Below are 16,516 nucleotides of genomic sequence, written 5' to 3' on the forward strand. Positions count from 1 at the left end.
CTTGTGCGCCAAGAACTTGGTCTGGAGTGACGATGGATCAAACCCAACACCTGAGCACCCAACTGGAAAGGATGGAGCGTCTCGTGGATGCCGACAGCGACGCCATCCTGTTTCGCCACCCCAGCCTGCGGGGCATACCCGATCTGGTGCTGGAAGGGGATGGGTACACCCTGGAGTTCATGGGCCCCACCCTGCTCTGCGTCGACATCCGCAACCAAAGCGGTCTTGCCAAGCTGCTGGCTGAGGATGGAGATCGCGGAAGTCCTGGTTGAGTCGCTTGGTGGCTTCTCCAATCACTTCTAGACAACGAACCACCGCATCCTGGAGATAGTCGGTCTCTTCATCCCAGGGCGACGGCTTCCGCTTCCACCCGCTGGCGCAGAGATGGTTTGAGGTTGCGGCGGCGAATCAGATCCACCTTCTGTTGCAGCAGATCCTCCAGCTCCAGCTTCAGAGCGGAGTGGTCCAACAGACTGGTGCCCTGCGGGAGATCAACCAGCAGATCGACATCGCTGCCGGCGCGCGCCTGGTCACGCGCTACCGAGCCAAATACCGCCAGGTTGCTGGCTCCGTACTGGGCGAGCAGGGCCTCTAGCTGGGGAGTAAGCGCCTTGAGCTCAGCGAGTTGCATGGGGTCTGTTGAGCCTGGCGCCACTGTATCGAGTCCGCTCAGTGCGGGCTTCCCCGTCACCAACCGCCCAGTAGCAGGACGATGGACAAAGCCAACACCTGAGCACCCACCCTGCTCTGCGGCGCCATCCGCTACGGCCCAAGGGCACCGACCGGCACCACCCCCTTCGATCACCACAGCACCTGCAGATCCCAACAGCTCCCGCAGTTCGCCATTCACGATCCGGGGGCTATAAGCAGGCTCTCAGGCTCACTGATGCGGGAAAAACCGGCATCTTAATGCGGTAAATGCGGAGCTTCTAATCCGGTTTTTGCCGGCCTAGTGATGGGGCTTAAGGGCCAGCCACCCCGTTAAGCGGCAAACATCTGCTGAAGCACATCCAGCACTCGGGCCAGGGTCTCCGCCTCCAAACTCCCCAGCCGTTTGAGCAACCGCTCGCGATCCACGGTTCGCAACTGATCGGGCACCACGTGGCCCGATCGGCCCTCAAAGCGGCAGGGCACCCGAAACACGTAGTCAAAGCTGCCAGAGGTGAGTGGCGCCACGATGAAGGTGCCCAGGTGGCCATTGAGTTCATCGGGCGACACCACCACACACGGCCGAGTCTTGCGGATCTCCTGGCCGCGGGTGGGATTCAGCGCCACCAAGTACACCTCCCCACGGTGCACGGGCTCCTGGCTCACCAAGTCCACTCCCTATCATCAAAGCTGGTGGAGGTGGGCTCATCCAGCAACCCTTCAGGGGACCTGGATGCGGCCGAGTCCTCCCAACCAAGCCGCGGCAAGACAATCGGCCTGATCGAGAGAAGGCCAGGCTCAACCGTGAGTTCCACCTCCTCTTCCAGGCCCGCCTGCTGCAGCACCGGCTTGCTCAAGCGCAGCCCGCGGGAATTGCCAATCCGCACCAACTTGGCCCTCACCTCGCACACCCCAAGACGTAATCACATTGTAACCACGTTCTGAGCAAGCTTGATCTTGTAGCGATCTAGTTCGGCCAATTTCTTCTTGCACTGGTCACAGATCCCCCCCCCCCCATCAAGCCGCTTCCATTAACTGGTTCACAGCAAATGGGTTGGGTTGCACTTCTGCTACCACAGCTCGGGTTCGGCGGGGAACACACGGCTGCAGCGAGTGGACTTAGCCAAGACTTAGTTCAGCTCCAAAAAGTGCCTGGCGCCCCCTGTGCCCGTGAGCGATGCCGCCTCAGCTACTTAGGAAACAAAAACTGAATCTGAGCCCGAATCGTGACATCACCAAAAATGTCGGGCTTCACCACATTGGCGTAGGCCTGCAGCGAGGCATTGATCGGTTGCGTACCGATGCGAAACAAGCGACCCACACCGCCGCCCACCGGCAGAATCCACTGGTCACCACTAGCCGCCCGCCAGTTGGCGGTGACGATCGGCGCGGTCACCAGATACCAGCCCTGGCGCAGGTTGTAGTTAATGAAGGGCTGCAGCAAAAAGGCGCTCACCGAGCTGCGATCGCTATCGCCCGCAAAAGACCAGATGTTGTTCACCAGTGCCCCAGCCACCCAGGGGCCCTTGCTGTACACCGCCACCGCCGCCGGCCCCGCAGACCACTTGCCCCGGCCCAGGCTGCTATCGCTAGCGGTTGGCAATACCAAAGTGGGACCAAAACCAAAGGTCCAAGCGCCCCTGCCCTTGGGCACAAAGAAGAAGGTGGGGTTGAGATCGCCTATGCCATTTTGATTGCCCGTCGCCGTGGGCTGGCTAAGCACCGGCAGAATCGTGCGAGTCACCAAAGTGAGATCTGGGCTGAGCGAAAACGGCACCACTGGCTGAATATTCAGCAGGCTCTGGGTTTTGTTTTCATTGGGCCCAATGCCCGGGGTGAGGTTGTACTGAAACGGAACGCTGATCAAATTTGAGACAGGGTTCTGGGCCTCTGCCGCCAGTGCCTAGGTTTGGGCTTCTTGCTCTGCTGGTGCGGGCTCTGCTGCTGCGGGCAGTTGCAGCAGGGTCGCGCAGATCAGGGCACTCAAGAAGCGACTCATATGGGTAAAAACAACTACTGCTGAGGCGGGATCTTAAGGGTCGCGCTGACTGGACTTAGCCAAGACTTAGTTCAGCGCCAAAGCGTGCATACCGCCCCCTCCACCCAAACAAACCCGGCACAATGGACGCATTAATAGCGGGGCCTGGATGGGCGTTCTCACAGCACTGGCGATCCTGGCGGGGCTGATCGTGGTGCATGAGGCGGGGCACTTCTTTGCCGCCACCTGGCAGGGGATTCGCGTCAGCAGCTTTTCGATCGGCTTTGGGCCAGTGCTGTTCGAGCGCCAGCGCCGCGGTGTGCAATTCGCCCTGCGGGCCATTCCCCTGGGCGGCTTCGTGGCCTTTCCCGATGACGATGAAGACAGCCCCATCCCCAAAAACGACCCGGACCTGCTCAGCAACCGGCCCCTTCCCCAGCGGGCCCTGGTGATCGCCGCCGGGGTGCTGGCCAACATGCTGCTCGCCTATGCGGTGCTGCTCGGCCAGGGCCTGGTGCTTGGCATCCCAGCTGGTTTCAGCGCCAGCCCCGGCGTGCTGGTGAGTGGCGTCCAACCTGGCCTAGCCGCCGCAGCTGCCGGCCTGCAGCCGGGCGATCGCATCTTGAGCCTCAATGGCAGCGATCTTGGCGGCGGCCAAAGCGCCGTTGCCGCCTTGGTGGAGCGCATCAAGGCCGCCCCCGATCAAACCCTGCGCCTGGAAGCCGAGCGCAACGGCCAAACCCTGCCCCTCCAGCTCACCCCCGCCGACCTCGGCGGCGTTGGCCGCATCGGCGCCCAGCTGCAACCCAATGGCACCGAGGCCTTCCGCCCCGCCCGCACGCCCCTGGAGCCCTTCCGCCAGGCCAACCACGACTTCGCCGCCCTCACCACTCGCACCGTGGAAGGGTTCGTGACCCTCGCCACCCACTTCGGCGAGACCGCCGGCCAGGTGTCTGGCCCCGTAAAAATTGTGGAGATGGGGGCGTCGCTGGCCAAGCAGGGCGGCAGCAGCCTGTTCATCTTCACCGCCTTGATCTCGATCAACCTGGCGGTGCTCAATGCCCTGCCGCTGCCCCTGCTCGATGGCGGTCAGTTTGTGTTTCTGCTGCTCGAGGGCCTGCGGGGTAAGCCCCTGCCCGAGCGCTTTCAGATGGCCTTCATGCAGTCGGGCTTTGTCTTCCTGGTGGGCTTAAGCGTGGTGCTGATCGTCAAGGACACCTCCCAGCTGCCGGTCGTGCAGCAGCTGCTTGGGCGCTGAGCCTCACCACCGCAAGGTAAGCTCGAAAGCACTTAACCGATCGCAGTTCAGGCCGCATGGCGAAGAAGTCGATGATTGCGCGCGATGTCAAGCGCAAGAAGATGGTTGAGCGTTTTGCCGCCAAGCGCTCTGCCCTCAAGGCAGCCTTCGACGCCGCTGCAGATCCAATGGAGCGTCTGGAAATCCACCGCAAAATCCAGCTGCTGCCCCGCAACAGCGCCCCCAACCGCGTGCGCAACCGCTGCTGGGCCACCGGCAAGCCCCGCGGCTACTACCGCGATTTCGGCCTGTGCCGCAACCAGCTCCGCGAGCGCGCCCACAAGGGTGAGCTGCCTGGAGTGGTCAAGTCTTCCTGGTAATCAGCTAAAGATTCCAAAGGCGCCTACGGGCGCTTTTTTTATGGCCAAGCAAGCCCATAAACGCGATAAAAAGCGAAGGATGCCCCAGTAGTAACTGCCTAAATGCGAGAATGGTCCCTGACAACAACAGGACATAAGCGCACGTGCAAGGACAAACTCAGTCGATCTCCTTCGATGGTCGGGAGATCCGGCTGACCACCGGTCGGTTCGCCCCCCAGGCTGGGGGCTCGGTGATGGTTGAGTGTGGTGATACCTCGGTTTTGGTCACCGCCACCCGCTCCGGCGGTCGCCCAGGCATCGATTTTCTGCCCCTAACCTGCGATTACGAAGAGCGTCTCTACGCCGCCGGACGCATTCCTGGCAGCTTTTTCCGCCGCGAAGGCCGTCCCTCTGAGCGGGCGATCCTCACCTGCCGCCTGATCGATCGGCCGATCCGGCCCCTATTCCCCAGCTGGATGCGCGACGACATCCAGATCGTGGCCACCTGCCTCTCGCTCGATGAGCGCGTGCCACCCGATGTGCTCGCCGTCACCGGCGCCTCGATGGCAACCCTGCTGGCCGGCATCCCCTTCTATGGCCCCATGGCCACCGTGCGGGTGGGTCTGCTCGGCGACGACTTCGTGCTCAACCCCAGCTTCCGCGAAATCGAGCGCAGCGAGCTTGATCTGGTGGTAGCTGGCACGCCCCAGGGCGTGGTGATGGTGGAAGCCGGTGCCAACCAGCTGCCCGAGCAGGACGTGATCGAAGCGATCGACTTCGGCTACGAAGCGGTGTGCGAACTGATCAAGGCGCAGCAAAACCTGCTCAAGGAGCTCGGCATCGAGCAGGTGATCCCCGAACCCCAGGTCATCGACCCCACCCTGCCCAACTTCCTTGAACAGGAATGTGCCGGTGGCATCGGTGAGGTGCTCAAGCAGTTCTCCCAAACCAAAACCGAACGCGACGAGAAGCTCGACGCCATCAAGGCCGAGGTAAGCGAGAAGATCGCCGCTCTAGCCGAAGACGACCCGATCCGCTCCGCCTCCAGCGGCAAGGCCCTGGGCAACAGCTACAAGGACCTGACCAAAAAGCTGATGCGCGCCCAAATCCTCCAGGAGGGCAAGCGTGTCGATGGCCGCAACCTTGATGAAGTGCGGCCGATCAGCGCCGCCGCCGGCGTACTGCCCAAGCGGGTGCACGGCTCAGCGTTGTTCCAGCGCGGCCTCACCCAGGTGCTCTCCTGCGCCACCCTCGGCACCCCGAGCGACTCCCAGGAAATGGACGACCTCAACCCGTCCACCGAGAAGCACTACCTCCACCACTACAACTTCCCCCCCTACTCCACCGGCGAAACCAAGCCGATGCGCTCCCCCGGCCGCCGCGAAATTGGTCACGGCGCCCTGGCTGAGCGGGCGATTGTGCCCGTGCTGCCCAACAAGGAGTCCTTCCCCTACGTGCTGCGCGTGGTGTCGGAGTGCCTCAGCTCCAACGGCTCCACCTCGATGGGTTCGGTGTGCGGCAGCACCCTCGCTCTGATGGATGCGGGCGTGCCCCTCAAGGCACCAGTGAGCGGCGCCGCCATGGGCCTGATCAAGGAGGGCGAGGAGGTGCGCATCCTCACCGACATCCAAGGCATCGAAGATTTCCTTGGCGACATGGACTTCAAGGTGGCCGGCACCGAAAAGGGCATCACCGCCCTGCAGATGGACATGAAGATCACGGGTTTGAATATCAAAACCGTGGCTGAAGCCGTTAACCAGGCCCGTCCCGCCCGGCTACACATCCTCGAGAAAATGCTCGAGGCGATCGACAAGCCCCGCGACACCATGTCGCCCCACGCCCCGCGCCTGCTCAGCTTCCGGATTGATCCGGAGCTGATCGGCACCGTGATCGGCCCCGGCGGCCGCACGATCAAGGGCATCACCGAGCGCACCAACACCAAGATCGACATCGAAGATGGCGGCATCGTCACGATTGCCAGCCACGATGGCGCTGCAGCCGAGGAGGCCCAGCGCATCATTGAAGGCCTCACCCGCCGCATCAGCGAGGGAGAGGTGTTCAGCGGTGCCGTCACCCGCGTCATCCCGATCGGTGCCTTCGTTGAGATCCTGCCGGGCAAGGAGGGCATGATCCACATCTCCCAGCTCTCGGAATCCCGGGTGGAAAAGGTGGAAGATGTAGTGAACGTTGGCGATCCGGTCACCGTGCGGGTGCGCGAAATCGACAACCGCGGACGTATCAACCTCACCCTGCGCGGCGTGCCCCAAAGCGAAGCCCCTGCACCGGAGTGATTGCAAGGAAGGGCTGCTAAGTGGCCCTTTCAAAATTTGCCCCCAAGCACCTAAAGCCGGCCCTGCGGGACCGGCTTTTTATTGGATATCAACGCTATGAGTGAGCTGGCCGTAGCGCCAACTAACAACTGAAGACCGGGGAGGGACCAACAACATTTTTAGAGCTTGGCTAAGTCCTAGCTAAGTCCACCACAAAAAAGCGACCACTCCACTCCAGCCACCACCCTCAGGCCCTCAAACAACAAAACCGGGATCAATCACAGCCAGCGCCGCCGCCGCCCGCGCGCACAGCTCGGCATGGGCTGGGCCGTGGCTGGCGATTAAACAGCCGGCCTGGCGTACGTCACCGCTGTTGTAGGCCAGAGCGCGGCCATCGGCATGGCTGAAGGCGCCACCAGCGGCGCGCAACACCGCCTCAGGAGCGGCCATATCCCAATCCTTCGGGGCGCTCTTGCCCGAAAGGGAGATATAGAGATCCGTCTCACCGCGCAGGATCGTGGCCACCTTGCCGCCGACGCTGCCGATCGCCTTGGTGTCGCCCAGGGCCAGGGCCGCCAGCAGCTGCTCGAGTCGCTGGTCGCGGTGGTTGCGGCTGGCCACCAGCACCAGCTCGCCGAGAGCTCGCCGGCCACTAAGCCGCACCGGGCTGCGCTCGCCCGCTCGGCTTTCACACCAGGCCTCTCCGGCCGAGCCCGCCAACCCTGGCATCACGCCCAGCCACAGCTCCTCCAGCTCCGGCAGCAGCACCACCCCCAGCACCGGTTCGCCGCCGTGCACCAGGGCCAGATGCACCGCATATTCGCCCGTGCCCTGCAGGAAGTCCTTGGTGCCATCGAGGGGGTCGAGGATCCACAGCCACTCCGCCGCCAGGGGCTCGCCTTCAGTGAGCTGCTCCTTGGCGGTTTCCTCGCTCAGCACGGTCCACTCCGCCGCGGGGAAGGTTGCGGCCAGGCCCTCCAGCAACCACTGGTTCACGGCCAGATCCGCCGCACTCACCGGGCCCTCGCCGCCCTCATCCACGCTCAACGCCGGCGGGAAGCCATAGGGGGGCTGCTCGCCGCGGCCATAGGCCAGCAAGATGTCGGCCGCGCCCCAGCTCAGCCGCCGCAGCTCCACCAGCAAGGCTTCGAGCGCAATGCCTGAGGGCAGGGGGAGGGCAGCCGGCATCATGGGTTGGCAGGGTTCAGCATTTTGCAGGAGCCCACCCCAAGCCGTGCAAGCCCCCGAACCCGCCCCCGGCGTGCTCTACCTAGTGGGCACCCCCATCGGCAACCTGGCCGACCTCTCGCCCCGCGCCCGCCAGGTGCTCGCCGGCGTGCAACGCATCGCCTGCGAAGACACTCGCCGCAGCGGCCTGCTGCTGCATCAGCTCGGCCTGCGCCAAAAAGAGCAGGGGCCGCGGCTGGTGAGCTTCCACGCCCACAACCAAACCGCCCGCATCCCCGAACTGCTCGCGGCCCTCGCCGCCGGCGAAGCCCTGGCCGTGATCAGTGACGCCGGGCTGCCGGGCATCTCCGATCCCGGCGAGGTGCTGGTGGCGGCCGCCCGCACAGCTGGGCACAACGTGATCTGCATTCCCGGCCCCAGCGCCGTCACCACAGCCCTAGTGAGCAGTGGCCTGCCGTGCGGTCGCTTCTGCTTTGAGGGCTTCCTGCCGCCCAAGACCAACCAACGCCGTCAGCGACTGCAGGAATTGCAAACTGAGCAGCGCACCATGGTGCTGTTTGAAGCCCCGCACCGCCTGCTAGATCTGCTCGACGATCTACTGGCGGTGCTGGGTGATCGGCCCCTGCGCGTCGCCCGCGAACTCACCAAAAAGCACGAAGAGCAGGTGGGTCCCAGCGTGAGCGCAGCCATCGAGCACTTCCGCCGCACGCCACCCCAGGGGGAATGCACCCTGGTGTTGGCAGGCGCCCTGCCGCCAGAGCCCCTGGCCTGGGATAGCGCTGCCCTCAGCGCCGAGCTGCAGGAGCTGCAGCGGGCCGGCCACAGCAGCAACGCCGCCGCCAAGCTGCTGGCCGAGCGCACCGGCCACAGCAAGCGGGAGCTCTACGCCCTGCTGCACCAGGAGCCCTGACCGGGCAGACTGCCGCCACAGCGATTACCTGGTCAACTGATGGTCGTGCGCCTACGCCTGCTTGCATCCAGCCTGCTGGGCGGTGGCTTGCTGCTAGCGATCCTCTGCCTGGGTGCTCAAAACCTCGACCAGCGCCCCAGCCTCAACCTGGGCTTTGCCCGCAGCACCCCCCTGCCAGCCGGTTTTCTGGTGGGCATCGCTCTAGTGATTGGCGTGCTCAGTGGCGGCTGCAGCGCCGCCCTGCTCGCCCCCCGCAACGAGCAACTGCCTGGCGATTAATTCCCGGCGATTAACTGCCGGGCAAGGAGTACAGGCTGCCCTCCATCACCACCCGGCTGATGCCCTGGGCAATCAGGTAAGGCGCCGTGCGCTCCAGGATGCGGGTGTCTGGCACCTTGATCACTCGCTGGGTGCGGCCGCAGTGGCGTTTGGCCTGGCGGGGATTAGCAAACACCATCAGGGCCTGGCGCTCCTCTTCGCCAGCGGGTAGCTGGCCAAGTTCAGGGAAGTCCTTGAGCGGCTTGGCCTGGAGCTCCACTGTTTTATCCACCAGCATGTAGACGCTGGCTGGAAGGGGCGCATCGGCCAGGGGCTGGCATTGGGCCGGCTCACCAACGTGATCCACCAGCAGTAGCGGCACGGCCACAAACTGGTCAGCTAGGTCGTCGTCAGCGAAGTCGAGATCATTGGCGTCATCGCCAAAATCATCGGCGTCATCGATTGCCAGCACCGCATGGTCGTCGTCATCGCCGGCCGGCTCTGGCAGCTCAGGCTCCAGGGGGTCAGGGTCTGTAGGTTCAGGCTCTGATGCAACTAGTTCTGGAACAACTAGTTCTGGAACGGCTTGTTCTGGAGAATCCTGTTCTGGAGAAAGCTTGAGCGGCCGGTTGCGTTGCTGCTTGAGCTGCTCGTATTCAGCTGGCTCCAGCCCAGCCTTAACAACGCGGCTCACGGTGTTGGTGCTGCAGCCATAGGCCTCAGCCAGCTCGGCGCTGCCTTCACCAGCGCGGTAGCGAGCCACGATCTCGATCTTCTGGCTGTCAGTGAGCCGGGTGGCAGCCATGGGACGGGTGTTGCGCAGCAGGCCAGTGTAGGCCGAAAGAGCCAGCTGGTTCAGGGGGTTGGTGGTTTGACGTTCGGGCAGGTGGCACCGTTGAACTTCGAGGCGATGCGCGCTGAGCCCTTTTGATAGATCGTTTGGGCTTTTTGGGTATCACCCGCAGCCTGGGCGGCACTGAGCTTGCCGGCAAATTTGCCGCAGGCCTCGTCCAAGCTCACCGCCTGGGCGCCCAAGGGCGCCGCAAGGGCTAGCAGGCCAGCAACAGAGAGCAGCAAGAAGAAACGCATTTCAAAAAAGATCACTGCAGCCACTTTGGCGCCAGGGCCGCAGTTGTGAGGCACCCACCTGCTGAGCGATCATGGCAACGGCTGCTCCCTTAGCTCAGCCGGATAGAGCAGCTGCCTTCTAAGCAGCCGGTCGTTGGTTCGAATCCAACAGGGGGCGTTAAAGAAAACCAAGCGGTGAAATCAAGCAAACGACCTGGGAACGGCTCTACAAGCCGCGCATGGCGCTGGTCCTCAAGACAGCGAAAGGGCCACCGGCTGCCCGCGATGGAACCCAACTGCTGGAAGCGCAGGCTGATCTTTGGAGCCAGCGCCCTGGCTGCCGCACCAGAAGACTGCAAATCCAGTAAACCGCCGCACTGCTGCGCTGGGCGGTCAGCCAGAAGCGCTTCCAGCCCAATGGGCTCCGCCGCCTGACCTCTCCACGATCATCAGTCGGTCACGGGAAAGCCGAGCGGTCACGACGCCGATTGCCGTGCCAGACATCCTGGCGATGGTTCAGGCCATCCCCGACCCCCGCTGGCGGTTTGCCTTCCAACTACTCAGCGCCTTCGGCCTGCGCCCATAAGAGCGGCAGCATCTGCAGCTTCGTCAGCAGTACGAAGCACAGGGAGAAAAGCTGGTGCTCTACTCCTGCCGGCACAGCTACGCCCACCGGGCCCACGTGATCTGTGATCTGCCACCCAAGGTGGTGGCCCTTGAGACGTTCAGCACATATGCGGCCTGCTGGGTACTGAGCTCGATGGAGGGCAGAGATGTCATCGGCAACCTGTGGAATGGCGTCTCAATTCAGTGCAGGAAGCAGGCCGAGGGCTCTTGATGCTTGTTGCATCCGAATATCGAAGCTGGCCAGCTGGGTGCAACGGCTGTGCAGCGCCACCGCCAGATGCAAGGCATCACCGGCCCGCAGACCCAGTGCAGAATCCTGCAGCAGATCGGCTGCCTGGCGAAAGCGGTCACGATCCACAGGGCGTAGTTCAACACCGCCCTGGAGCAGGCGCTCGAACTGCTGACCAGCGGCCTGCCGGTCCGCATGACTGAGGCCGTGGTGGCGCTGCTTGAGGCTTAGGGCGCTGTGGGTCTCCGTAATTAGCCAGTCGCTGCTGAACAGGGGTTCGGAGCACTGTTCAAACCAGTTGAGCGCTTGCGGACTGCGTTCTTCCGGGGTCAGCAGCGCCACCACAACGCTGGTGTCGAGGTAGATCATCGAGCGATCAGCATTACCAGCGTTCCCCGGCGCGGCATTCCTCCATCACCGAAGGGGTTAGAGGCAGGGTGGCCTGAAGCTGGCGCAGATCAGCGACAAGAGCCGAGCGATCAAGCTTGTGCAGGGGTTCGAGGCTAAGTCGGCCGTCAGAGCCAACAACAATCTCGATCTGATCACCTTCCCGTAGTCCTGCCTGACGCAGGCAATCAGCAGGCAGCCGAACGGCCAGGCTGTTGCCCCAGCGCCGGATCGCTTGCTGAAAGTGCCTGCCCGTATCAGCGGGCTGACTCTCGGATTTGGATTGCGACACGGAACCAGGCCGACCTTTTATCAGCACGGTAGAGACACGACTCTACGTCCGCCCGACTGGCAGCGGTCACCTCTAAAAGTACCGCCGGCTCCAGCCCATTATCGTGGCCTCCACGTTTTCCAGGTGCCACTGCAGCGGCCCCCTGCCATGGGTGCAGCCCCAACGCCTGTAGTGCTTGCCCGGGGTGAGCACCCCCCGCAGCCGCAGCTGGCGCAGGGTTTCGCGGCTCATCCCCAGACCGCCATGGAGGAGCAGATGCACCAGCCGGCTTCTGCTCGAACCTTGATTTGGTCCGCGCCCAATTAAAGGGAGCTCCCTTTCCCTTAAATAAAAGGCCCTGGCCCGTCAGCGCTCCACCAGAGACCAGAAGCTCCAGCGGCCGCCAAAGACTTCCCGAACGCGACCCACGAAGCTCTCGTGGCGCTCCACGCCCTGCCAGTCGTCGATGCGCGCGGCCAGCAGCTCACAGCTGCCCAGGTGCTCGGCGGCGTGCCGGTAGCGCTTGGTGCGGCCCGTCGACAGGGCAAAAACCAACATCGACCGCAGCAGCAGCGTGGCGGCGAGCGGCTGCTCAGCGCTGAGCCGCTCAGCCGCTGGGGCAAGGATTTCGTAGGCCTCACCATCCCAGTCGGGCCCATGGGCGAGCACTAGGCGCCCAGCCCGCGCCACTGCGGGCCAGCGCACGAAGAAATCGAGGGCCAGCAGACGCATGGGATGGTCCTCTGCCACCGCAAAAGCCCGCTCCTCCGCCTCTACGTCCTCGAAGGCAGCAAGCCGTTTGAGGTGTTGGCGCAAATGGCTAGCCGAGAGGGTTTTGGCAAAACAAGCCCAGCGCAACTGCTGGGCCTCGTCGTTGCGGCCCAGGGCCTCGAGCACGGCGATGCGGGTGTCGTCCCACTCGGGGGAATGCCAGGCAGCCGCAGCCCTGGCCGCGCCATCCAGCACAGCCAGGGCTTGCTGGCTGCGGCCCGCCTGCAGCAAATGGGCTGCCACATCGGCAGCGGTGGGGGGCCAGGCCAATTGCTTGGCATCAAACTGGGCCACATAGCCATCCACATCACCCAGGCATGCAGCGATCTGCAGCAGGGCAGGGTGACCATCGCAGGCACCCCGCTCGCGGCAGCCTTGCTCGAGAAATCGCAGGCCCGAATCGCCAAGGGCATCGGCCACCGCCGGGACCAAGTCGTCAAATTGGCCGTAGCCGTTTTCAAACACCAGCTCCAGCAGCTGCTCAGCCAGCGCTTCGGCGGGCACGGCGGCCGCGCTGGCCAGCGGCCCGAGGTCAACCACGGCCCTCTGGAACAGGCCAATCACGGTGCCCGTGCTGTCGGAGCAGCGATCGAGCACACCATCTGCCAGCTCGAGAAAACGCAGCAGCAACTCCAGAGCCAGCGGCGGATCCACTGCCGCCACCGCTCCAGCAATCGCCTGGTGCTGGGCCTCCAGCTCGAGCACCAAGGCTTTGCGCTTGCGCGAATCAACAAAGGTGGTGGCACGGGCCAAGGCTGCCAAGCGCTTGCGCACCTCCTGGGCCGCTCCGGCGGCACCCTCAGCCGCAGCTAGCGCCAGCCGCAAGCGGCGCTGCATCACCGCACTGCCAGCACTCACCTCAATCAGCAATTCGGCGAGGACGGCCGCGCCTAGGCCTTCGAGGTTTTTGGCATTAAGGGTGCGCTTGGCAGCCATTGCTCTTTAAAGGGCTGGTCGCTTGGGGCAGCACTTGGGTGCTCGACCCCGTCTAACACCACCAGCTCTGGAGCGGCGCCGGCAAGGCTCTGCAAACGCGAACGCAGTTCCGCCAGCAACTGCAGCGTTTGGGGCGCACGCTCGTATTGCCGTGGCACGAGGAGGGCATCGCCAACCTCAACAGGCAGCTTTAGGGGCAGCACCCTGCAGCAATCGCCACTAAGAAGTAGGGAGAGGGGAGTTGCGAAACCAACAAGGAGATCTTCCCTATTTATCTGCCCAAGCCAGGAAGGATCCCGAATCCGTTTGGGGGTGCCGGCGTCCCACAAACCACAGGCTTCCAGAACAGCCTGAAATTTAGGAAAGGCGCCATTAGGCAGCGGCATACAGGGATAGGCAGCCACATCAGCAAATGTCACCTGCTCACCAAGCTCCAGCAACGGGTGAGCTTGATCGACCACCAGCCAAATCGGCATTCGGCTCAAGCCAATGCAGGCAATGGTGGGGTCAGTGGCAGCCGGCACATCGGGATAGGAAGCGACCCAGGCGTCGATCACCCCTTCTCTCAGCAGCTGCAGCGGCCTTTCGTATTCATGAAAGTGAAAACATCCAGCAATCCAACCTGCTGGAGCCGGCTCACAGAGCAACGGGCCAGACCAGTGCTGCGCCTCCAGACGCAAAGGCCTGCCATGGCTCCACCGCACCGCTTGGTGAACGCGGCGCTCAAGATTTAGCAGGGTCGTATCACCCTTGAAGTTCCACTCGGAACCGCCCCTAGCCAGGGAGAGTCCAAACACCTCAGCGCACCTGCGACTCAACCGACTCACGCTGGACTGACCGATCCCAAGCTTGGCTTCAACCTGATGGCCCGTGCGCAGCCAAATCAGACCGTCTAAAGCGGTTAGCCAATCAAGCTCGACCACCTCCCACCTCCTCAACCCCAAACAAACTGGAATAATTCTGACGCAAAAAAGCAAAAACGCCAGGCCGAGCGTAACGAACCAAGCAAAATCTTTCAGTTTCTGCATAATTAATCATTTGCGGCCTGCTTGTGCAGCTGGATATCGCCGTAGCGCTCAGCCAAACCAGCGAGACGGGAAAGCAGCAAAGCCTGCAAGGCAAGCAAACGGGGATGATCAATAAAATCTCGGCGGCATACAAGAACCTCCCCAGAAGCAAATGGCAACTCCAAGGGAAGCTTGACTAGATCACCCCCAGAAACTTCCATGCTGAGTGAAGTGGCATAGCCAATAGTGAGCTCCGCCTCCGTTTTGCCCTCCCAATTTTCGCGCTTATAGCGAAACATTCGCACGTGATCATTCCAGAAGCCGAGCTTCTTTAGGCAAGCCTCAACTTGGGGATAGGAGCCTGGTGGCAGCGCAAGGGTTGGATATTGGGCAATATCAGCAAAGGACAGCTGAGCTTGATTAATCAAAGGATGACCCGGCCTAACAACAAAAAATACCGGCATCTTCGATAGCTCAATCGAAGTCAACTCCGGGTCGCCGGCAGGTGGGCCATCAGGCAAGCCAGTGAGGCAGACATCAACAATCCGCTCCCTAACTAGCTGAAAATTACGCGGCACTCCAACAATATTGGCAAGGCCAAGAATCCAACTATCTGGCACAGGAGTGCACAACAAGGGGCCTGACCAATAGGGGGCCTCCAGGCGCAGGGGCCTACGCCCCTGCCACCTCGCAACTTGATGAACGCCGCGCTCCAGCGCCAAGATCGTCGAATCGCCAACGGTGTTCCACTCGCCCTCGCTGCGTTGGAAGTCAAGACCAAAAAGATCGAGACATTTTCGCGATTGCCTGCTGACGGTGGCCTGACTTAGGCCGAAGCGCTTAGAGACCTCTTCACACGTGCGCAGCCACTGCAGGGCGTCGAGCGCCGTAAGCGCATCAAGATCAACCAATTCCGCAAAAACTGACGGTCGACCTTAAGCCAGGCCTGAGCTATGACAGGCTTTATCGACTCTTAAGCCCAACTTCAGTACGTCATGGGGGGTGAAGGTCGCTTTCAAAAACTGAACACGAACGACCGGCGCAGCGGAGGCGAACGGCGCGATAGCGACCAACAACGCGGCGTTCAAGATTGGCTCAAAGATGAACAGCGAGAAGATCGCCGCAGTGGCCTCGATCGGCGCAGCGGCCTCAGCCGTAGGGGCTCGGCCGACAACCGGCAAGACGAACGCAAAGTCATTCCCTTCGCCATTGCCCCCCGCGGCTCCCTGCGCACTGCCGATGGGAGTCAGTGGGTCATCACCCTGTGGGACCTGAGCCGCACAGGGCTTTGCGTGATCGCAAACGGCCAGGTGGATCTGCCGGTGGCCACCAGCTGCGAACTCACCCTTACCGAGGTGGTGGGCGCGGGCATGGTCAGCTTCCAGGCCCAGTTGATGTGGTTTTCAGGCGATGCCTTTCAGACCTATTTAGGCATGAAATTTGAATTGCCACCTGAGCTGCCACCAGGCACCTTTTTGGAGCGCTATCTCAAGGCCAACTTCGACGTCTGATGCCCAATAGCGAAATTCCCAGTGGCGAACAGGCGCTGGCCCTTGAGCAGATCAGCCGTCGCCAGGGCTCCGGAATTACGGCAGAGCAGCTGTTGGGCCGCTGGCGGCTCCAGCTGCTCTGGAGCAAGGGCAGGGCCCAACCCAACCCCGCCACGGCAGCCCTGCTGCGGGGCCTGCAGGCAAGTTTGAGCATCGCCACTCGAGACGTCAATCCAGACGACCCTTCTCTGGAAACGAGTGAGCTAACGGTGCTGAACAGCGTTCAGCTCGGGGCGTTGCAGCTGCGCTTCAGCGGCAGCGGCAATCTGCAGGGCCGCAGGCCTTTGTTGGAGTTTTGGTTTGACCAACTGGAATTGCGGCTCGGTCGCCAAAGCCTCTGGAGTCAAGCGATCAGCCGCCAGCCACAGCCACGCCGGCGCCCATTTTTCGCTCTGATCGCTCGCTCAGGCGCCACCGAGAACAGTTGGCTGCTGGCCAGGGGGCGGGGCGGCGGCTTAGCCCTGTGGGTTCTCGATCCCGAGCTGGAAAAAGCAAGCGACGCCTAGTGGACGGCGCTCAACTCCCGCTGCAGCAAGGCGAATAAATAATCGGGCTCGCGGTATTGAGTTGGCAGGCAGTTGTGCAGAATCTCCAGCCGCTGCCAGCAAACCGTGCGGCGCACCTTGGCGATCGTCTTGCCCTCGCGAATCAACAGGCGCATTGCCTTGCAATAAAGCGGATAGTTCGCTTCCAACTCACCAATGGTGAGACCTGGCGTGGAGATAGAGGTGGTCATGGCACTCCGGCTGGGCGGCCGCACTGAACCCAATGGGGCCTGGCATGAGTGTGCGCTGCTGGGCAGGTTTACCGAGCCCCCCATAC

23 protein-coding genes and 1 tRNA gene are annotated in these 16,516 nt (G+C 62.7%); 10 read left to right on the forward strand and 14 right to left on the reverse strand.

Translation table 11 applies throughout. The features are described from left to right. Positions 1–32 precede the first annotated feature (32 nt). The gene (locus U9970_RS09790; protein ID WP_322764072.1) at positions 33–272 is read left to right on the forward strand and encodes a hypothetical protein; all 240 of its coding nucleotides are present in this window, start codon (positions 33–35) and stop codon (positions 270–272) included. A gap of 68 nt (positions 273–340) precedes the next feature. Here U9970_RS09790 and U9970_RS09795 read toward each other — a convergent pair whose 3' ends face one another. The 4 genes from U9970_RS09795 to U9970_RS09810 form a co-directional block, all read right to left on the reverse strand. After that, positions 341–631: a nucleotidyltransferase family protein gene (locus U9970_RS09795; protein WP_322764073.1), complete on the reverse strand. Its 291-nt coding sequence runs from the start codon at positions 629–631 to the stop codon at positions 341–343. A gap of 350 nt (positions 632–981) precedes the next feature. Next, positions 982–1,323, reverse strand: coding sequence for a type II toxin-antitoxin system PemK/MazF family toxin (locus tag U9970_RS09800; protein WP_322764074.1), 342 nt, complete (start codon positions 1,321–1,323; stop codon positions 982–984). After that, on the reverse strand, positions 1,311–1,550 hold the full coding sequence (locus tag U9970_RS09805) for an AbrB/MazE/SpoVT family DNA-binding domain-containing protein (protein ID WP_322764075.1): 240 nt from the start codon (positions 1,548–1,550) through the stop codon (positions 1,311–1,313). The genes U9970_RS09800 and U9970_RS09805 overlap by 13 nt, the downstream gene beginning before the upstream one ends. Before the next feature lie 287 nt (positions 1,551–1,837). Then, the gene (locus U9970_RS09810) at positions 1,838–2,515 is read right to left on the reverse strand and encodes a hypothetical protein (RefSeq protein WP_322764076.1); all 678 of its coding nucleotides are present in this window, start codon (positions 2,513–2,515) and stop codon (positions 1,838–1,840) included. A gap of 280 nt (positions 2,516–2,795) precedes the next feature. Between U9970_RS09810 and rseP the strand changes: the two genes are divergently transcribed. The 3 genes from rseP (at position 2,796) to U9970_RS09825 (ending at position 6,513) form a co-directional block, all read left to right on the forward strand. Next, the gene (gene rseP / locus U9970_RS09815; protein WP_322764077.1) at positions 2,796–3,884 is read left to right on the forward strand and encodes an RIP metalloprotease RseP; all 1,089 of its coding nucleotides are present in this window, start codon (positions 2,796–2,798) and stop codon (positions 3,882–3,884) included. Between the two features lie 56 nt (positions 3,885–3,940). Next, positions 3,941–4,243: a 30S ribosomal protein S14 gene (gene rpsN, locus U9970_RS09820; protein WP_254935806.1), complete on the forward strand. Its 303-nt coding sequence runs from the start codon at positions 3,941–3,943 to the stop codon at positions 4,241–4,243. A 143-nt stretch (positions 4,244–4,386) separates the two neighbouring features. After that, positions 4,387–6,513 (forward strand): polyribonucleotide nucleotidyltransferase, encoded by a 2,127-nt coding sequence (locus tag U9970_RS09825; protein ID WP_322764078.1) that lies wholly within the window; start codon positions 4,387–4,389, stop codon positions 6,511–6,513. A 234-nt stretch (positions 6,514–6,747) separates the two neighbouring features. On the opposite strand, the gene U9970_RS09830 is transcribed toward U9970_RS09825, so the two are convergent. Then, positions 6,748–7,683, reverse strand: a complete 936-nt coding sequence (locus U9970_RS09830) for a 3'(2'),5'-bisphosphate nucleotidase CysQ family protein (protein ID WP_322764079.1) — start codon at positions 7,681–7,683, stop codon at positions 6,748–6,750. Between U9970_RS09830 and rsmI the strand changes: the two genes are divergently transcribed. Beyond that, complete coding sequence (gene rsmI / locus U9970_RS09835; protein ID WP_322764080.1) at positions 7,682–8,590, forward strand: 16S rRNA (cytidine(1402)-2'-O)-methyltransferase; 909 nt, start codon at positions 7,682–7,684, stop codon at positions 8,588–8,590. The two genes, U9970_RS09830 and rsmI, sit on opposite strands and share 2 nt — an antisense overlap. Before the next feature lie 39 nt (positions 8,591–8,629). Continuing rightward, positions 8,630–8,869, forward strand: coding sequence for a hypothetical protein (locus tag U9970_RS09840; protein WP_322764081.1), 240 nt, complete (start codon positions 8,630–8,632; stop codon positions 8,867–8,869). A 10-nt stretch (positions 8,870–8,879) separates the two neighbouring features. Here the strand turns inward: U9970_RS09840 and U9970_RS09845 are convergent, their stop codons facing one another. Both U9970_RS09845 and U9970_RS09850 read right to left on the reverse strand, forming a co-directional pair. Then, positions 8,880–9,653 (reverse strand): hypothetical protein, encoded by a 774-nt coding sequence (locus U9970_RS09845; protein ID WP_322764082.1) that lies wholly within the window; start codon positions 9,651–9,653, stop codon positions 8,880–8,882. A 50-nt stretch (positions 9,654–9,703) separates the two neighbouring features. Continuing rightward, on the reverse strand, positions 9,704–9,937 hold the full coding sequence (locus U9970_RS09850) for a hypothetical protein (RefSeq protein ID WP_322764083.1): 234 nt from the start codon (positions 9,935–9,937) through the stop codon (positions 9,704–9,706). 83 nt (positions 9,938–10,020) lie between these two features. On the opposite strand from U9970_RS09850, the gene U9970_RS09855 reads away from it, so the two are divergent. Together U9970_RS09855 and U9970_RS09860 are read left to right on the forward strand one after the other, a co-directional pair. Then, positions 10,021–10,094: transfer RNA gene (locus U9970_RS09855), tRNA-Arg, on the forward strand. A 141-nt stretch (positions 10,095–10,235) separates the two neighbouring features. Beyond that, complete coding sequence (locus U9970_RS09860; RefSeq protein WP_322764084.1) at positions 10,236–10,502, forward strand: hypothetical protein; 267 nt, start codon at positions 10,236–10,238, stop codon at positions 10,500–10,502. Between the two features lie 216 nt (positions 10,503–10,718). On the opposite strand, the gene U9970_RS09865 is transcribed toward U9970_RS09860, so the two are convergent. From U9970_RS09865 to U9970_RS09890, 6 genes are all read right to left on the reverse strand, one after another. Further along, positions 10,719–11,141 (reverse strand): type II toxin-antitoxin system VapC family toxin, encoded by a 423-nt coding sequence (locus U9970_RS09865; protein WP_322764085.1) that lies wholly within the window; start codon positions 11,139–11,141, stop codon positions 10,719–10,721. Positions 11,142–11,154: 13 nt separating this feature from the next. Next, positions 11,155–11,451, reverse strand: a complete 297-nt coding sequence (locus U9970_RS09870) for an AbrB/MazE/SpoVT family DNA-binding domain-containing protein (RefSeq protein ID WP_322764086.1) — start codon at positions 11,449–11,451, stop codon at positions 11,155–11,157. Between the two features lie 72 nt (positions 11,452–11,523). Continuing rightward, positions 11,524–11,712, reverse strand: coding sequence for a hypothetical protein (locus tag U9970_RS09875; protein WP_322764087.1), 189 nt, complete (start codon positions 11,710–11,712; stop codon positions 11,524–11,526). Between the two features lie 84 nt (positions 11,713–11,796). Next, complete coding sequence (locus U9970_RS09880) at positions 11,797–13,137, reverse strand: DUF6880 family protein (protein ID WP_322764088.1); 1,341 nt, start codon at positions 13,135–13,137, stop codon at positions 11,797–11,799. Beyond that, the gene (locus U9970_RS09885; RefSeq protein WP_322764089.1) at positions 13,092–13,955 is read right to left on the reverse strand and encodes a type 2 periplasmic-binding domain-containing protein; all 864 of its coding nucleotides are present in this window, start codon (positions 13,953–13,955) and stop codon (positions 13,092–13,094) included. The genes U9970_RS09880 and U9970_RS09885 overlap by 46 nt, the downstream gene beginning before the upstream one ends. Positions 13,956–14,167: 212 nt before the next feature. Further along, entirely contained in the window at positions 14,168–14,764 is a 597-nt protein-coding gene (locus U9970_RS09890; protein ID WP_322766101.1) for a LysR family transcriptional regulator substrate-binding protein, read from the reverse strand. A gap of 375 nt (positions 14,765–15,139) precedes the next feature. Between U9970_RS09890 and U9970_RS09895 the strand changes: the two genes are divergently transcribed. Both U9970_RS09895 and U9970_RS09900 read left to right on the forward strand, forming a co-directional pair. Further along, positions 15,140–15,655 (forward strand): PilZ domain-containing protein, encoded by a 516-nt coding sequence (locus tag U9970_RS09895; RefSeq protein ID WP_322764090.1) that lies wholly within the window; start codon positions 15,140–15,142, stop codon positions 15,653–15,655. Then, positions 15,655–16,200: a hypothetical protein gene (locus U9970_RS09900; RefSeq protein WP_322764091.1), complete on the forward strand. Its 546-nt coding sequence runs from the start codon at positions 15,655–15,657 to the stop codon at positions 16,198–16,200. The genes U9970_RS09895 and U9970_RS09900 overlap by 1 nt, the downstream gene beginning before the upstream one ends. Here U9970_RS09900 and U9970_RS09905 read toward each other — a convergent pair. Continuing rightward, entirely contained in the window at positions 16,197–16,430 is a 234-nt protein-coding gene (locus U9970_RS09905; RefSeq protein WP_322764092.1) for a DUF3136 domain-containing protein, read from the reverse strand. The two genes, U9970_RS09900 and U9970_RS09905, sit on opposite strands and share 4 nt — an antisense overlap. Positions 16,431–16,516: the final 86 nt, after the last annotated feature.

This window comes from Cyanobium usitatum str. Tous (assembly GCF_963920485.1).
GTDB classification, from domain to species: Bacteria; Cyanobacteriota; Cyanobacteriia; order PCC-6307; family Cyanobiaceae; genus Cyanobium_A; species Cyanobium_A usitatum_A.

What these genes read in the sequence shown, in the direction of transcription:
- U9970_RS09790 (WP_322764072.1), top strand. Translation starts at nt 33, where the DNA reads ATGGATCAAACCCAACACCTGAGCACCCAACTGGAAAGGATGGAGCGT.
- U9970_RS09795 (WP_322764073.1), bottom strand. Translation starts at nt 631, where the DNA reads ATGCAACTCGCTGAGCTCAAGGCGCTTACTCCCCAGCTAGAGGCCCTG.
- rseP (WP_322764077.1), top strand. Translation starts at nt 2,796, where the DNA reads ATGGGCGTTCTCACAGCACTGGCGATCCTGGCGGGGCTGATCGTGGTG.
- rpsN (WP_254935806.1), top strand. Translation starts at nt 3,941, where the DNA reads ATGGCGAAGAAGTCGATGATTGCGCGCGATGTCAAGCGCAAGAAGATG.
- rsmI (WP_322764080.1), top strand. Translation starts at nt 7,682, where the DNA reads ATGGGTTGGCAGGGTTCAGCATTTTGCAGGAGCCCACCCCAAGCCGTG.
- U9970_RS09830 (WP_322764079.1), bottom strand. Translation starts at nt 7,683, where the DNA reads ATGATGCCGGCTGCCCTCCCCCTGCCCTCAGGCATTGCGCTCGAAGCC.
- U9970_RS09840 (WP_322764081.1), top strand. Translation starts at nt 8,630, where the DNA reads ATGGTCGTGCGCCTACGCCTGCTTGCATCCAGCCTGCTGGGCGGTGGC.
- U9970_RS09845 (WP_322764082.1), bottom strand. Translation starts at nt 9,653, where the DNA reads ATGGCTGCCACCCGGCTCACTGACAGCCAGAAGATCGAGATCGTGGCT.
- U9970_RS09850 (WP_322764083.1), bottom strand. Translation starts at nt 9,937, where the DNA reads ATGCGTTTCTTCTTGCTGCTCTCTGTTGCTGGCCTGCTAGCCCTTGCG.
- U9970_RS09865 (WP_322764085.1), bottom strand. Translation starts at nt 11,141, where the DNA reads ATGATCTACCTCGACACCAGCGTTGTGGTGGCGCTGCTGACCCCGGAA.
- U9970_RS09880 (WP_322764088.1), bottom strand. Translation starts at nt 13,137, where the DNA reads ATGGCTGCCAAGCGCACCCTTAATGCCAAAAACCTCGAAGGCCTAGGC.
- U9970_RS09895 (WP_322764090.1), top strand. Translation starts at nt 15,140, where the DNA reads ATGGGGGGTGAAGGTCGCTTTCAAAAACTGAACACGAACGACCGGCGC.
- U9970_RS09900 (WP_322764091.1), top strand. Translation starts at nt 15,655, where the DNA reads ATGCCCAATAGCGAAATTCCCAGTGGCGAACAGGCGCTGGCCCTTGAG.
- U9970_RS09905 (WP_322764092.1), bottom strand. Translation starts at nt 16,430, where the DNA reads ATGACCACCTCTATCTCCACGCCAGGTCTCACCATTGGTGAGTTGGAA.